At 45.7% G+C, this 16,101-nt stretch carries 12 protein-coding genes; all 12 read left to right on the top strand.

Going from position 1 to position 16,101, the window contains the following annotated elements:
* The first annotated feature begins 37 nt into the window (after positions 1-37).
* Entirely contained in the window at positions 38-1,516 is a 1,479-nt protein-coding gene (locus IC230_RS25485; protein ID WP_191041888.1) for a complex I subunit 4 family protein, read from the top strand.
* A gap of 78 nt (positions 1,517-1,594) precedes the next feature.
* Positions 1,595-3,001 (top strand): NADH-quinone oxidoreductase subunit N, encoded by a 1,407-nt coding sequence (locus IC230_RS25480; RefSeq protein ID WP_191041887.1) that lies wholly within the window; start codon positions 1,595-1,597, stop codon positions 2,999-3,001.
* 145 nt (positions 3,002-3,146) lie between these two features.
* A complete protein-coding gene (locus IC230_RS25475) occupies positions 3,147-3,641 on the top strand; it encodes a GtrA family protein (RefSeq protein ID WP_317171840.1) in 495 nt (164 codons plus the stop codon).
* 149 nt (positions 3,642-3,790) lie between these two features.
* A complete protein-coding gene (locus tag IC230_RS25470; RefSeq protein WP_191041886.1) occupies positions 3,791-3,991 on the top strand; it encodes a hypothetical protein in 201 nt (66 codons plus the stop codon).
* A gap of 66 nt (positions 3,992-4,057) precedes the next feature.
* Entirely contained in the window at positions 4,058-4,684 is a 627-nt protein-coding gene (locus IC230_RS25465) for a SprT-like domain-containing protein (RefSeq protein ID WP_223860839.1), read from the top strand.
* 83 nt (positions 4,685-4,767) lie between these two features.
* Positions 4,768-8,151: a type IX secretion system sortase PorU gene (gene porU, locus IC230_RS25460; protein WP_317171839.1), complete on the top strand. Its 3,384-nt coding sequence runs from the start codon at positions 4,768-4,770 to the stop codon at positions 8,149-8,151.
* A gap of 117 nt (positions 8,152-8,268) precedes the next feature.
* Positions 8,269-9,465 (top strand): type IX secretion system outer membrane channel protein PorV, encoded by a 1,197-nt coding sequence (gene porV, locus IC230_RS25455; RefSeq protein WP_191041884.1) that lies wholly within the window; start codon positions 8,269-8,271, stop codon positions 9,463-9,465.
* A 92-nt stretch (positions 9,466-9,557) separates the two neighbouring features.
* Positions 9,558-10,838, top strand: a complete 1,281-nt coding sequence (locus IC230_RS25450; RefSeq protein ID WP_191041883.1) for a M16 family metallopeptidase — start codon at positions 9,558-9,560, stop codon at positions 10,836-10,838.
* A 164-nt stretch (positions 10,839-11,002) separates the two neighbouring features.
* Complete coding sequence (gene plsY / locus IC230_RS25445; protein WP_191041882.1) at positions 11,003-11,653, top strand: glycerol-3-phosphate 1-O-acyltransferase PlsY; 651 nt, start codon at positions 11,003-11,005, stop codon at positions 11,651-11,653.
* 156 nt (positions 11,654-11,809) lie between these two features.
* Positions 11,810-13,171 carry a dipeptidase gene (locus IC230_RS25440; RefSeq protein ID WP_191041881.1) on the top strand — a complete coding sequence of 454 codons (1,362 nt, stop codon included), beginning with the start codon at positions 11,810-11,812 and terminating at the stop codon, positions 13,169-13,171.
* 55 nt (positions 13,172-13,226) lie between these two features.
* Complete coding sequence (locus tag IC230_RS25435; RefSeq protein WP_191041880.1) at positions 13,227-14,621, top strand: DUF1207 domain-containing protein; 1,395 nt, start codon at positions 13,227-13,229, stop codon at positions 14,619-14,621.
* Between the two features lie 103 nt (positions 14,622-14,724).
* On the top strand, positions 14,725-16,065 hold the full coding sequence (gene purB, locus IC230_RS25430) for an adenylosuccinate lyase (protein WP_191041879.1): 1,341 nt from the start codon (positions 14,725-14,727) through the stop codon (positions 16,063-16,065).
* Positions 16,066-16,101: the final 36 nt, after the last annotated feature.

The following is a 16,101-nucleotide window of genomic DNA, read 5'->3' as shown; positions in this document are numbered from 1 at the left end:
CTGATTCACAATCCATCGTCGTTCAGAAATTCTATATATGCTTACACTATTCCTGATTCTTTATCCTGTTGTAGCGGCTACGCTGATTTTGCTATTTGGGGGCGAACGGATAAAACAGGCGGCTTTAGTCGCTGCACTGGTCGAATTAGTTTTGGCTGGCTACGCTTTCTTCGAGTTTCATCCAGATGCCAGTTCACAGTTCGGATTCGATTACGCCTGGATTGGTTCGCTGGGAATTCGTCTTAGTGCTGGAATTGACGGTATCAGTGTGTTGCTCGTTTTACTGACAGGGCTGTTGGTTCCGTTTATTGTGCTCTCAACGTTTAACCGGACATATGCACGACCTGCTACGTTCTATGCCTTAATGCTTTACATGCAGGCGGCTCTGATGGGCGTTTTCACGGCTCGCGATGGGTTTCTGTTCTACTTCTTTTTCGAGGCTGCATTGATTCCTATTTACTTTTTAGCAGCCATGTGGGGTGGCGAGAACCGGATTCCTGTTACGTTCAAATTCTTTGTTTATACCATTTTTGGAAGCTTATTTATGCTGGTGGCGCTGGTTTATCTGTATTATCAGACACCAGCCATCAATGGAGCCGCTCATTCATCCGCTATTGCTGACTTCTACAAATTAAAGCTGACACCCGAAGCGCAAAACTGGATTTTCTGGGCGTTTTTTATTGCTTTTGCCATTAAGATGCCCGTGTTTCCATTTCATACATGGCAACCCGATACATATGTTGAATCGCCTACACCAGCAACGATGCTGCTCGCTGGGATTATGCTGAAAATGGGTGTTTATGGGCTGATACGCTTTATTCTGCCTATCGTACCGCTCGGGGTTGAAACCTGGGGAAAAACGGCTATCATTCTTTCCGTTATTGGAATTATTTATGGGTCAATCATCGCCATTCGTCAGCGCGACATGAAGCGTCTGATTGCTTATTCGTCGTTCTCACACGTAGGCTTGATGGCGGCTGGTGTGTTCTCGCAAACCGAAACGGGTATGCAGGGGGCGCTGGTGCAAATGTTGGCTCACGGAATTAACGTAGTGGGTATGTTCTTCGTAGCCGACGTAATTTTCTCCCGAACGAAGACTCGCCAGCTTGACCAACTCGGTGGTATCACGCAGACAACACCCAAATTGACAGTCTATTTTATGATTATGCTGTTAGGCAGCGTAGCATTACCCCTTACAAACGGCTTCGTCGGTGAATTTTTGCTACTGCACGGCGTCTTTACGTACAATCACTATTTGGGATTAGCGGCTGGATTTACAATCATTTTCGGGGCTGTTTATATGCTTCGCATGTTTCAGAAGAGCATGTTCGGACCTACGACATCCCGTACCGAATCGTTTGCTGATCTGACAAGATCAGAGAGCTGGGTATTTATTCCGCTGGTTGTGATGGTGTTCTGGATCGGCATTTATCCTCACACATTCCTGAAAGTAACCGAACCTGCCGTAGCGAATCTGATGAAATACATCGGTACAACGGCTGTATCTATGAAATAAATAGTTGTCAGTCGATAGTGAAAAGTCAATGTCTGATTTTCACTAATGGCTAAGGACTGTTGACTAACCACTAAAGTTATGTTACCCATTGTTCTGTTATCGGTTTTTGGCATTGCACTGTTGTTTCTCGGTTTCCTGAAGTCGAAAACAGTTCTATTGCCTGCTACGTTGCTGTTTTTGGTAGTTACCCTGGCGGCCAACTTCTTAGACTGGAATAAAACGTATCTGTATTTCAACGACATGCTGCGGACTAATAACCTGTCGATGGTTTTCACCGCCATTGTGCTAGGGTCTGCGTTCCTAGTAGTTGCGTTATCAGGTAGTTTTGCGGAAAACGATGAGGCACAACCTGCTGAGTACTATGGCCTCATTCTATTCTCGTTGGTTGGAGCTATCATGATGATTAGCTTCGAGAATTTGATCATGCTTTTTGTGGGCGTCGAGATTTTGTCAGTAGCCATGTATATCCTGACAGGCAGTGATAAACGTAATCTGCGCTCTAACGAAGCTGCGTTGAAATATTTTCTAATGGGTGCTTTCGCAACAGGGATTATGTTGTTTGGAATGGCATTGCTGTACGGTGCAACGGGTTCATTTACCATTGCAGGTATTGGTTCTTATGCCGCTAATCCACAAATGGGACTGTCTCTGCTGCTATACGTTGGTTTGTTAATGCTGTTGATAGGCTTGTTATTTAAAGTCTCAGCGGCTCCGTTCCACTTCTGGACGCCTGATGTTTACGATGGAGCGCCGACTATTTTCACCGCGTTTATGTCGACGGTTGTTAAGACGGCAGGTTTTGCCGCTCTATTCCGATTACTGTCGGTGTCGTTTACGGGTGTTTTTTCATTCTGGTGGACGATTCTGGCGATCATTACGGCTATTACACTGGTTTTAGCCAACGTTACAGCCGTTTACCAAAATAGCTTCAAGCGGATGATGGCTTATTCCAGTATTTCTCATGCGGGCTATTTATTGATTGGTCTGGCCGCGCTGGGTGCCCAGACGAAGCAGGCCATCGTGTTTTATTCCCTGGCTTATTCAGTAGCGACTATTTCAGCTTTTGGCGTGTTGTTGCTGGTTGCTCAACAACGTAGTACACAAACGATTACCAGCGAAGGGGTTATAAATGAAAATTTTGATTCTTTTAACGGGTTGGCTCGACAGAACCCATTCTTGGGTTTTGCCATGACTGTATCAATGTTATCCTTAGCTGGAATACCACTAACTGCTGGTTTCTGGGGCAAGTTTTATATGTTTTCGACGGCGGTCGAGCGGGGGCAGATCTGGTTACTGATCGTAGCGGTGCTTATGTCAGCTGTGGGTATCTATTATTATTTCAGGGTTATTATCGCTATGTATTTTCGGGATGGTGCTACTGAACCAATTCGCGTTACTCCAGTTTATCAATATGTACTATTGGCGGCAACTATCTTAACACTAGGGCTAGGTATTGCACCTGGACTGCTACAAGGTCTATTTTAACGATATATTAACCTATTTTTTTACCGCAGGCTAATTAATAACTCCAGATTTTATACTCATTTGACTCTGAAGTAGTACTTTTGAGAATTCATTTGGTCGATAGTTATATATACACAACTCTTTTCTGCCTGCTAAAACAGTGAACGTGAGCGCCATCGAACAGCCGAAAACTAACAGCTATAAAAGTTTTTTTTCCTTTTTTCTAACGGCTCTGTTTGGTGCCTCAGTAAACTTCTTTAGCCAGATTTTTTTCCGGGAAACTCTTAAATTCGATTATTCTACCAGCGTTTTACTTGGCTATCTAACGGCTACGGTTGTTAGTTTTCTACCAACGAAGCTTTTCGCGTTTTCGGCAAAACAAACAGGTAATACGGGCCGAGAAATGGTCAAGTTTGTTATTATTGCCTTAATTGCTTGGGGCGTTCAGGTAGGGGTAGCTGTAGCTACGCTTGAATGGGTGGCAAATCCTCATTTCCCCGAAGTATCGATGTTCTGGCGCGAAAAAGGGTCGCACGTAGTGGGAATGGGTTTTAGTTTTTTAGCTAATTATTTCGGGCATAAACTACTAACATTCCGCAGTACGGGTGTATACGACCGCATTCTCTCGCGATCATCAAAAGAAGAAGAAAAACAACTTTAAGCAATCAAACAGGTTTTGATTAATACAATCAAGAATAGGACTTTTTTGTTATAATATGTCTTCTTAATAAAATCAGCGTGACGTTATTTTGCATTAAGAGGTGAAAGGTTATATTTGCACCCGAAAATCTAAAATAGCACCCACTAATAATGAAAAAAGTATTCGCTCTACTATTCGTTGGCAGCATGTTAACATTCGCTTCTTGCCAAAGCAAACCTAAAACGGAAGAAACGTCAACTGATTCAACCGCTGTAATCACCACCGATACTACTGTCATGGCTACTGATTCGTCGGCGACGATGATGACGGAAACGGATACCACGATGGTTCCTGATTCAGCAAAAAAATAAGTAAGTCTATTCTTACAAATTGAAAAAGAGCCTTATCTTGTAGAGGGCTCTTTTTTTGTTTTTACGTTGACTAACCTGTTATCAAACTACGTTCCTGAAGCTTCTGTCGTCTATTGCCAACAATTATGGCAGCAATATCAATTCACGTTTCAAGTTGCTAGACCTCGTCGTACTCGTTTAGGCGATTTCCGTGTTCTGCCATACAATCGAACCCAGATTACGGTAAACGCGAATCTGAATCCTTACGCTTTCCTGATTACGTATGTTCACGAAGTGGCGCATGCGGCTGTTCATAGTCAAAATAAATCACTTCGACGGAGTCATATTCGGCCACATGGACCTGTCTGGCAAACCGCTTTTCAACAGCTGATGCAGCCCATATTAAATGAAGATGTCTTCCCAAAGGCCATTCTTCAGCCGTTACGTCAATACCTGCTCAAGCCAGCCGCTACAACTTACGCAAATCCTGCGCTTGTAATGGCTTTGCGTCAAGTTGATCAACCACAGACGACTAATTTGTCTGCGAATCAGGTAATGCTACGTGACGTTTCGGAGGGGAGAGTATTTCAATTTGCTAAAAAGACATTCATTCGGGGTACGCTACGTCGCACTCGCGTCGTTTGTAAAGAAGTCTCATCAGGAAGATCGTACGCAATTCTGGCTCATGCGCTGGTGGAGATTATTATAGAATGAAGAATACAAAATCTAGAATGAAGAATAGGCAAAGGCCGCTCCAGGTAGGCTGGCTCAAATTGACTATACTCGTTATTCTACATTTGGCATTAATTATTCTTCACTATAGTACGCAGGCTCAATCTATACTAAAAAGTGGAGTGTGGCTAAAAATTGGTGTCACCGAATCGGGTGTCTACAGGCTCGATCAAGCGCAGCTGGCGCGAATGAACCCCGCTTTTGCGACGGCTGATCCCAGGAAATTGCGTTTATATGGAAATGGGGGAAGAATCTTGCCGCAGTCCAATGCAATTGCCCGCCCAACGGATCTAACGGAAAACGCCATTCAGGTACTTGGCGAAGCAGACGGTAAGTTTGACGCGGGTGATGCCATTCTTTTTTTCGGCCAAAGTCCACACGCCGTTCGTTATGATTCTACTGCCCGGCGTTTTAGCCATCAGATTAACTTTTATTCTGATACAACTTTTTATTTTCTGACAATTGGTACATCACCAGGATTACGTTTGGCAGAACGTTCAGCAGGTAAATTGCTGGCTTCGCCCACGGTCACTACGTTCGACGATTATCAGTTCCATGAGCAGGATTTGTCGAAGCTGTCGACGGTACGATCGGGTCGAGAGTGGTTTGGTGAGTCTTTTGTTGCTTACGATACCACGAAAATAATCTCATTTGATACGCCGGGTATTGTAGCGAACTCAGCGATTCGATTAACGGCTTCAGTGATGACCGCTGCAACTTCGCCGACACAGTTCCGGCTTCAGGTTAATGATCAACTAGTGGGCACAATGCCTATGTCGACGATTGTGGGTGGGCAAGCCGGAAAGTACGATTATCAGGGGATAAGCCGAACCGATACGTTTCAGACTAGTCTGTCAGCGAGCAGCAGTTCGCTACGATTGGCCTTAACGTTCCGAAAATACGGCCAGACCATAGCGCAGGGCTATCTAAATTATGTAGCCATACAATTCCGTCGTGAACTTCGGCAATATGATAAACCGATCTGGGTTCGTCGGTTACCGGCGGGCCAATATGGCGTTAAACAGGCCAATAGCAGCCTACGTATCTGGGACGTAACGAATCCACTCATTCCGGCTGCTCAGGCCTATGCCCTTTCGGCTTCGCAAGAGGCTGGCTGGCTTTCTTCCAGTTCTGGAGATTATTTCTTATTTACGGACGCAATTACCCTATCGCCTGCATCGCTGGTAACGATCACTAACCAAGATATTCATAGCCAGTCTGTCCCGAATTTAATCATTATAACACCAGCTACCTGGCGCGAGCAGGCGGATCGACTGGCTGCCTACCGGCGTGAACACGATCAGCTATCGGTTCTGGTTGTTACGACCCAGCAGGTATATACCGAATTTGGGTCAGGACAGGCCGATCCAACGGCTATTCGGGATATGGCACGGTATTTTTACCAGAAACAGTCAGATAAATTTCAATATTTACTGCTGTTCGGTGATGCTACGTTCGACTATCGGAACATACTGACGATGACCAGCGCGGCCCAATCAGCCAATATGGTACCCGTTTACGAAAGCCGCGAGTCATTGCATCCCGTTTTAAGTTATTCGTCCGATGATTATTTCGGATTCATGGGGGCCAACGAAGGGGAGTGGCCTGAGTCCATTGCGGGGGATTATAAAATGGCGATCGGAGTCGGACGCTTGCCAGTCAAATCGATTGACGAAGCCCGAACGGTTGTTGACAAACTCATTCGGTATGGATCGAATCAATCGTTAACCGGCGATTGGCAAACGCGGGTCATGCTCGTGGCCGATGATGGTGATCAAAATATTCACCAGAACGATGCGAATCAAATGGCCATGCAAATCGAAAAAGTGGCCCCGGCTTACAGACCCGAGCGAATATTTATGGACGAATATCCGCAGGAAAATACAAGTAACGGACAGAAGGCGCCAGTCGTCAATCAGCTCATCAATCAGGCCGTTGCCGATGGGCGACTGATTATTAATTATAGCGGACATGGTGGTGTTTTGGGCCTGGCCGAAGAGCAAATTGTTACGTTGCAGGATATTCTTTCCTGGAAAAATCAACGCCTTCCTTTATTCGTAACCGCTACCTGTGAGTTTGGTCGCTACGATGACCCAGCTGCTACGTCAGGGGCGGAACTAATTCTGCTAAGCCGAACCGGTGGAGCCGCTGGATTACTGACAACAACCCGTCCTGTATACGCGAATACGAATCTACTTCTGAACGAAGCGTTTTATAATGCCGTCTTCAAACCTATCGATGGAAAGCTGCCTCGCTTGGGAGATGTCATGCGTATCACGAAAAATAACAGTTTAGTTGGGGCCGTTAATCGAAATTTCGCGCTCCTGGGCGATCCATCAATGCAACTAGCCTATCCACAGGCACAGGCAACACTTACTCAGGTAAACGGGAAAGCCGTGACGAGAAATCGCGTTGATACGTTACGTGCGTTGCAGACAGTTGAGTTTAGCGGTGAAATTCGGCAGCCAAACCAGCGACTTGCCGATTTTTCGGGAATGATTAAGATAAGTCTGTACGATAAATCAGTAACCCATACGACCCTTGGCTCAGAAAACGATAGCCCTAAAATGACCTACTCGGCGTTTACGAATCCGATTTTTACTGGACAGGTGCCTGTCCAGCAAGGGCGATTTACGGCAAAGTTCACCATGCCAAAAGATATTAACTATACCGTCGGTCTGGGAAAATTGTATTTGTACGCTGTTCGGTCAGATAGCTCATTAACAGCCATTGGAAGCTCTGATAGCCTAAGAATTGGGGGAAGTATTGTGGTTGATAGTGTTGATAATCAGCCGCCTGTGGTGAAATTTGCTGTTGCAGATGGGACCGCCGATGGAGGAGTTTTACACGTAGCCGGACCAGATGTTACACTTCGTATCAGTTTGAGTGATAACCGAGGTATCAATGTTGCTCGTTCGGGCTTAGGGCATGAACTGACGGCTCAAGTTAATAATCAGGAGGTGATTGTTTTGAACGACTATTACGTTGCTAAGGATAGCGATGGACGACAGGGTGAGGTTCTGTATACGTTTCGCAATATGTTACCAGGAACGTATACCGTTCAGGTGAAAGCGTGGGATATTAACAATAATTCAACCGAGGGGGCGTTGACCTTAGTAGTTTCCGATAGGATAGGACTAGCGATAAAGTCGTTACGAGCCAGTCCAAATCCAGTTGTTACGCAGACCGTATTAACCGCCGAACTAAACCGCTCTGGAGAGCCACTCGACTGGACAGTAGGTATTTATGATCTTAACAGCCGGTTGTTAAATCAGCAGACGGGGCAGTGCACAGACTGTGATGCAACATTTAATATTGGCACTTGGAGTGGCTTAGCCAGCAATGGACAATCGTTACCAAATGGACTTTATATTGTTCGACTTGACATTCGTTCGGCAGCTGACGGCAGCGGGGCAACGGGAACCCAGCGATTAGTATTAATGAAATGATTGACTGATATATACGTTATCCTCTTTTTCTAATCCAACCTTTCATTGTAATTTTGACCGCACAGAACTGTTATTCCTTACTAACACCAGTTTCTGTCATTGACTAACATTCTTTGTATGAAGCTAAATTTTGCTTGCATCCTTCTCACCGTTTGTAGTTTATCTTCACTTTCCTTCGATGTATCTGCCCAATCGACAACAGCGGTAAACGGTCTCACTGGGCAATTAAATATCCCGACCTCATCGGTACCTTTCTTAAACTTCACGCCTGATGCCCGTTCTGGTGCGCTGGGTGAAGCGGGTGTAGCCTTAGGTGATCCTGATGCGAATGCGGTTTTCTGGAATCCATCGAAACTGGTATTTGCCAAACAAAGCTCAGGGGCTTCTGTTTCGTATACGCCCTGGCTGCGCAACCTGATCGGCGACATGTACTATACGTACCTGAGTGGCTATGGAAAAGTTGGCAAGAACTCGGTAGTCTCCGGTTCGTTGATGTATTTCGACTTAGGAACGGTCGATTTTACAACGAACACAGGTGTGGCAGCCGGTACGTTCAATTCACGCGAGTATGCGCTTACAGCTTCCTTTGCGCAGCGTCTTTCCCAAAATTTCTCGCTCGCCGTTGATCTGAAGTATTTGAACTCTAACCTAGCTGCGGGTAGTTCGAACCCTGGCCTCAAACCGGGCTCGACAGCTGCTGCCGACATTAGTTTCTATTATCGGAACGAAGCTCGCGATAATGCCACTGGTCAGGGCTTAGGCTGGGCATTTGGTGGAATGATTTCTAATCTGGGCGGTCGCCTTAACTACGGGGGTACTGAACGTTATTTCATTCCAACAAACCTGCGTTTAGGAACCGGTCTGACGTACTACGTCGATCAGTACAATAAATTCAATTTTGTGCTGGATTTCAACAAGCTAATGGTGCCGACGCCCAACGTTGTGAATGGCGTCAATTTAAACGCAAACAAAGATTATTTTAGCTCCGTGTTTGGTTCGTTTGCTGATGCACCGGGCGGTTTCAGCGAAGAGCTGAAAGAAATTACGATTTCAACAGGTATTGAATATTGGTATAACGATCAGTTTGCTGCCCGTGTTGGTTATTTCAACGAATCGAATCAAAAAGGAGGACGGAAATATTTTACGACAGGTATTGGACTACGTCTCCAGGATCGGTTCGGGGTTGATTTTTCTTATTTACTTCCTGTAAAACAAGGGAATCCATTGTCCGAAACGTTTCGGCTTTCACTCCTGCTTAACTTCAATAAATCCAACCGTATCGCCGACGACGACGTAACGGATGATTCAAACTAATTTAATGAGCGAAATAGCGAAAGAGTGAAAGAGTGAACTGGATAAGCTAGTTTTCTCTTTCACTCTTTCGCTATTTCGCTTTTTTTGCACTTATGTTTCTTGACAGAACTCAGTCTCCCGATTTTCAGGCTATTCAGGAAGTGCGGCTACCGGCCGTACAAACACATTACTTAGATAATGGTATACCGTTACACATGATTGCAGTCGCGCATCAGCCGGTTCTTCGGCTGGAATGCGTTTTCAATGCAGGAGTATGGTATGAACAAGTGCCTGTCACCTCGTTTTTTGCCATGAAGATGCTGGCTGAAGGAACGCGGTCACGCTCATCGACTGAAATCAGCGAATATATTGATCGATACGGTATCTTTCTGGAATTAAACAGTGGACCTGATCGCGCTAGTATAGTTTTCTATTGCCTGACAAAATTTCTGCCGAATGCGCTGCCGTTGCTACGTGAAATGCTGACGGAGCCGACCTTTCCACAGAAAGAACTGGAAGATCTGCGGAACATTACCCTCCAAAACCTGCGCATTAATTACGAGAAGAACGCCTACCTCGCAGGGGTTTTATTCCGCGAAAAACTGTTTGGAACGAATCACCCGTATGGGCGCGGTCAACGCCCTGAATACGTTGCGCAGTTTACCCAATCAGATGTCGTTGATTTCTATAAAAAAGCTATTCTGAATCAACCATTTCAATTAATTCTGGCTGGGCAGGCAACTGAAAATGAGGTGCTACTTATTAATCGTGAGCTGGGACAACTTTCGGTTCAGTCAGATGGCCTAACTCCATCTGTCAATACTACGATTGCTGATGACAACTTGCCCGTATTGGCCGAAAAGCCGGATAGTATACAGTCGTCCATTCGATTGGGTCGACGGTTATTCAATCGATCCCACCCTGATTTTTTTAAGATGCTCGTGACAAACGAAATCCTGGGAGGTTATTTTGGCTCGCGGCTTATGAAAAATATTCGGGAGGAGAAAGGTTTTACGTATGGCATTTCATCGAATATGCCTTCTTTCCGGCGTGACGGTTACTTTTTAATTGGAACCGACGTGAACAAAGAAAACACCCAGCAAACGCTGGACGAAATCCGTAAAGAGATCCAGATTTTACAAACACAGCCAGTGCCAGCAGATGAGTTAGAAACCGTGAAGAATTATATGGCTGGAGAGTTTGTCGGCTCACTGAATACGCCCTTTGAGATTGCTGATCGCTACAAAGTAATTCTCCTGGATGGAATGCCGGAAGATTTTTTGACAACGTACATCCAAAACATTCGGGCGGTTACTCCAACCGATATTATGGAAACAGCTACGTTGTACTTGGCTAATGAGCAATTACGTGAAGTAGTTGTAGGTGGAAAATAAATGAAACTATTTCGGGATTTAATCGAATAATCAAGTTGTTTTATAGAGTAAAAAGATTGGTCGGTTAGTAACAATCGCTTAATTTTGGGGTTACATTCCTTTCACAGGGCCGGTAGGTTTGCTTGGCGGCTTCTTTATCCAGTAACTATCTAGCTGAGTTTTTGATGAATATTTTTCTTATCAGTATCACCACAGTAGTAGCTTATCTGTTAGGATCGATTCCAACGGCTGTTTGGTATGGACAGGCGTTCTTTAACCTTGATATCCGCCAATACGGTAGCGGTAACGCCGGTGCTACCAATACATTTCGGGTGTTAGGCAAACGGGCTGGAACGGTTGTGATGCTGGTAGACGTGTTAAAAGGCTATACGGCGGCAATTTTATCGTCGATCCTTTGGTACATGAATGTCATTACAGAAAATGAAATTCTGACGTTCAAGATTATTTTCGGATTGGTAGCTGTTATGGGTCATTTGTATCCAGTTTTTGCTAATTTTAAAGGAGGAAAAGGAGTTGCTACGTTGCTGGGCATGATGCTGGCGACACATCCTGAAATGGCGGCTGTTTGTATTGGTATTTTTTTACTGGTTGTTATTGCTTCGCAGTACGTATCACTGGGGTCAATTCTGGCTGCGCTGGCTTTCCCCGTCCTGTTACTGTTGCAGATCTTTGGTCAGAAAGAAAATCCATTGCTGATTGGTTTCGGCTTTATTGTCTTCCTTTTAGTAGTATTAACACACCAGAAAAATATCGGTCGGTTACTACGTGGTAAGGAAAATCGAACGATCCTGATCCGATTCCGGAAAAAGCCTTAAACGAATAAACAGCATCTTATGCTAATCGACGCCCCGTCGTTGCGCGAAAAGTGCGTAACTTCGGGGCGAACTTTTTAGAGTCGACAGTTGATCGCCATTAGTCAATAGAATTTAATAGCATCGACTAATACCTGTCGACTATCGACTATTGATTCTATGACTACCTATCTTGAAGCAAACAAGCAACGATTTTTAGATGAGTTGTTTGATCTGTTACGTATCCCATCTGTTTCAGCCGATTCTAAATTTAAAGGCGACGTACGTCGGGCCGCCGAATTTGTCAGAGATAAACTAACGGCAGCTGGTCTGGATAAGGCTCAATTATATGATACGCCGGGCCATCCGGTTGTTTATGCTGAAAAAATTGTAGACCCTGCCAGGCCAACCGTGCTGGTCTACGGTCATTACGACGTACAACCTGCGGATCCATACGAACTCTGGAATACGCCACCCTTTGAGCCAACGATTCGTAACGAACGTATTTACGCTCGGGGCGCCTGTGATGACAAGGGTCAATTTTACATGCATATCAAAGCCATTGAAGCGATGCTGGCTACGGATGGTTTGCCCTGCAACGTTAAGGTAATGATCGAGGGTGAAGAAGAAGTTGGTTCTGATCATCTCGGTACGTTTGTGGTTGAGCACCGGGACATGCTGCAAGCTGATGTGATCTTAATTTCGGATACAAGCATCATCTCGAACGAAACGCCTTCGCTGGAAACAGGTCTGCGCGGCTTATCATACGTAGAGGTTCAGGTGACGGGCGCTAACCGGGACTTACATTCAGGCGTTTACGGAGGGGGTGTGGCCAATCCGATCAATGTGTTGTGCGAAATGATTGCTTCTCTACACGACGAACAAGGCCGTATTACAATTCCTGGCTTTTACGACAACGTAACCGAATTGAGTGATGAAGAACGGGCTGAACTAGCAAAAGCACCATTCGACCTGGAAGAGTATAAACGTGATCTGGCGATAAACGACGTAATGGGCGAAACGGGTTATTCGACCAATGAGCGTACGTCAATTCGGCCTACGCTGGATGTCAATGGAATCTGGGGCGGTTACATAGGCGAAGGCGCAAAAACGGTACTGCCCTCCGTCGCGTCGGCTAAAATCAGTATGCGGCTGGTGCCCGATCAGACTCCCGAAGAGATTACAGAGCGGTTTACCAAACACTTTGTGTCCATTGCACCTGCTGGCGTAACGGTTCAGGTAAAGCCACATCATGGCGGCATGCCCTACGTAACGCCCGTCGATTCGGTTGAGTTTGAAGCTGCCAGTAAAGCGTTTGAAGATGCCTGGGGAAAGAAACCTGTTCCTACACGCGGGGGTGGCAGTATTCCGATCACAGCCTTATTTGAGAAAGAACTCGGAGTCAAATCAATTCTAATGGGCTTTGGCCTGGATAGCGATGCATTGCATTCGCCCAACGAAAGTTACGGTCTATTCAATTTTTATAAGGGTATCGAAACGATTCCTTATTTCTACAAACACTACGCAGCACTTAAACAATAACCCTTTCGCCTTGAGTCAATTGGGCTCGTTTCGTGGGCAATTTTATTATCACTTTATGAGAAAAATGCTGTTCGTTCTTCTGCTAAGTTGTTTGGCAGGAACAGTGGCTTTAGCACAGCAAACGCCAGCTACACGTCCGTTAACACCCGCTGAACAGCGGCAAAAAGAAAAATTAGAACGTGAAATTCAGCGCGAACGTCAGATTCGGGCTGAGTGGGCACAAAAACAGCGGGAATACGAAGCGAAGCAGGCGGAAAAAGAACGTCAGCGACAAGCTAAAAAAGCAGGGAAAAGCCTGGACGTAGCAGAACCGCCTAAAGCTGCGCCTGCCGTTGTCGTTCCAACGCCTACGCCGACTGCTCCAGCGATTAGCCAGCCTACAGAGGCTCCTGCTGTGGTTGCGCCAGCGGAACCTACGCGAAAAGAGCGGAGAGAAAAGCGTAAGAAAGAAGCAAAAGAGACTGTGCCAGCTCCTACTCCGGTCGAAGTGGCTCATCCAGAATCGGATGAAGTAACTCCTGCTCCTAAAGTAGAAAAAGTACAACCTGCGCCTGTTGAAGCTCCTGCAAAAGTTGCAAAGCCTGAACGTCCTGTACGGCAAAAGAAGCCAAAAGTGCGAATGGTTGATTCCGTGCAGGTAATTACCAGCGAACCCGTTGCCATTCAGCCTCGACGCGAATTTTTGCCGAAAGGACACTTATTTGAGCCAATTGTACTGGACCCGCTGGAAGCCCAAACTTATGGAAGCGTTTTGCCAGGCTATTGGACAGAAGGAAAGAAATATGCAGGTAGTATTGTTCCGTTCGCGTTTGGGTTTGCCAAACCGTTTTATCGCCGGACTACCGAAGCGGGTCGTGCTGAAGAATGGGTTCTTGATCTGGCGTCGTTCACGCAGTTTGAGGCTTATTACGATAGCAAAGCTGGTAAGGCTCGTAGACAAATTGTGAATAACGATTATAAAATCAGTATCATCTATAACCTCCGCCGGGGTGACAACAATTATCGTTTCCGGGTCTATCATTTGTCTTCGCACTTAGGCGATGACTATATCTATCGGAATCAAATCACCGCCCCTTCGCCTAATTCGGTTAATTATGAGCTATTGGACGTTACGTATAGCCGAACGGTGAATAACTGGCGCTTGTATGGTGGCGCGGGCATTGTGCTACGTAAGACAGATGAGCGGAAACCGTTGAGTGCGCAGCTTGGAGCATTCTACAAACAACCATCGACCAAAGCCGCTCGATTAGTAGGGGGAGTTGATGTTAAATTCTGGCAACAAACCGATTTCCGGCCGGGTATTCACGGGGGCGTGGGCATTGAACTAGGTCGTACGCAAAATAACCTGACGTTCTTACTGGAAGGGTATTCCGGCTTCCGTCCATATAGCCAGTATGAAGACCAGCAAACATCCTGGATTGGCGTTGGTGTTTATCTGAATCCATTCTGATGCCAGCAATCCATAATTCCTGATAGCCATTAATTTTCGGTCAATTCTTACAACTGACTGAAAACTAATGGCTATTAGGGCCTAATAATGACTCTTAATAACGATGAATTTAACTGCATTAACGGCTATTTCACCTGTTGACGGTCGCTATCGTGCGCAGGTGGAGGTGTTGGCTCCTTATTTTTCTGAATTTGGCCTGATTCACTACCGGGTCCGTATTGAGATTGAGTATTTCATTGCGCTCTGTGAATGGCCAATTCCGCAGTTGGCTGGAGTCGATGCGTCGCAGTTTTCAGTACTACGTTCGCTGTACGAAAACTTTTCGGAAGCAGACGCGCTACGTATCAAGGAGATTGAGAAAACGACAAACCACGATGTTAAGGCAGTTGAATATTTCATCAAGGAAAAACTGAAAGGATCACCCGTTGATCCGTTTCTGGAATTTGTTCACTTCGGTCTGACATCTCAGGATATTAATAATACGGCTATTCCATTATCATTATCCGACGCACTTGATACTGAAGTTACTCCACTCTATCGACAGGTTTTTATGCGCTTGCAGGAGTTGGCTGAGCAATTGAAAGACGTACCGATGCTGGCTCGTACGCATGGGCAACCTGCTTCACCAACCCGCCTAGGGAAAGAATTATTGGTATTCGTCGAACGCATTGAAAAGCAGCTTCATTTACTGACCGACATTCCAACAGCAGCTAAATTTGGTGGGGCAACGGGTAATTTCAACGCTCATGCCGTCGCTTATCCACATGAAGACTGGAAGAAATTCGGTGATAAATTCGTAGAAAGCCTGGGAATGGTACGTAGCCAGTTCACCACTCAGATTGAGCACTACGATATGCTGGCAGCCACCCTCGACGCTTTCAAACGCCTGAATACGATCCTGATTGACCTCGACCGAGATGTTTGGACGTACGTATCGATGAACTACTTCAAACAGAAGCTGAAAGAAGGGGAGGTGGGTTCGTCGGCGATGCCACACAAAGTTAATCCGATTGATTTTGAGAATTCAGAAGGGAATCTGGGTATTGCCAACGCTCTTTTTGAGCACCTGTCTGGCAAATTACCTATTTCCCGTTTGCAAAGAGACCTGACCGATTCGACTGTGTTACGTAGCATAGGCGTTCCGTTCGCTCACTCGGTTATTGCGTTAAAATCGCTGTTGAAAGGCTTGAACAAGCTCGAACTGAATCCCGCGGCTATTCAGGCTGATCTGGAAGCCAATTGGGCCGTTGTGGCTGAAGGTATTCAAACGATTCTACGACGCGAAGGTTATCCACAACCCTACGAAGCGCTGAAAGCATTAACTCGTACCAATCAGAAAATTACAGCTGATACCATTAAGGAGTTCGTTGATGGGTTGAACGTATCAGATAATGTGAAAACAGAACTGCACGCGATTACGCCATTTAGCTATACAGGCCTTTAGAAATGTATCATCTAACTTCCGAGGCTGTTTAGGATT

Source organism: Spirosoma validum (assembly GCF_014699035.1).
Classification (GTDB): domain Bacteria; phylum Bacteroidota; class Bacteroidia; order Cytophagales; family Spirosomataceae; genus Spirosoma; species Spirosoma validum.
Note: the sequence above shows the minus strand (reverse complement) of the source record. Positions and strands in the feature narration are given on the sequence as shown.

What these genes read in the sequence shown, in the direction of transcription:
- IC230_RS25480 (WP_191041887.1), top strand. Translation starts at nt 1,595, where the DNA reads ATGTTACCCATTGTTCTGTTATCGGTTTTTGGCATTGCACTGTTGTTT.
- porV (WP_191041884.1), top strand. Translation starts at nt 8,269, where the DNA reads ATGAAGCTAAATTTTGCTTGCATCCTTCTCACCGTTTGTAGTTTATCT.
- IC230_RS25435 (WP_191041880.1), top strand. Translation starts at nt 13,227, where the DNA reads ATGAGAAAAATGCTGTTCGTTCTTCTGCTAAGTTGTTTGGCAGGAACA.
- IC230_RS25470 (WP_191041886.1), top strand. Translation starts at nt 3,791, where the DNA reads ATGAAAAAAGTATTCGCTCTACTATTCGTTGGCAGCATGTTAACATTC.
- purB (WP_191041879.1), top strand. Translation starts at nt 14,725, where the DNA reads ATGAATTTAACTGCATTAACGGCTATTTCACCTGTTGACGGTCGCTAT.
- IC230_RS25450 (WP_191041883.1), top strand. Translation starts at nt 9,558, where the DNA reads ATGTTTCTTGACAGAACTCAGTCTCCCGATTTTCAGGCTATTCAGGAA.
- IC230_RS25440 (WP_191041881.1), top strand. Translation starts at nt 11,810, where the DNA reads ATGACTACCTATCTTGAAGCAAACAAGCAACGATTTTTAGATGAGTTG.
- plsY (WP_191041882.1), top strand. Translation starts at nt 11,003, where the DNA reads ATGAATATTTTTCTTATCAGTATCACCACAGTAGTAGCTTATCTGTTA.
- IC230_RS25485 (WP_191041888.1), top strand. Translation starts at nt 38, where the DNA reads ATGCTTACACTATTCCTGATTCTTTATCCTGTTGTAGCGGCTACGCTG.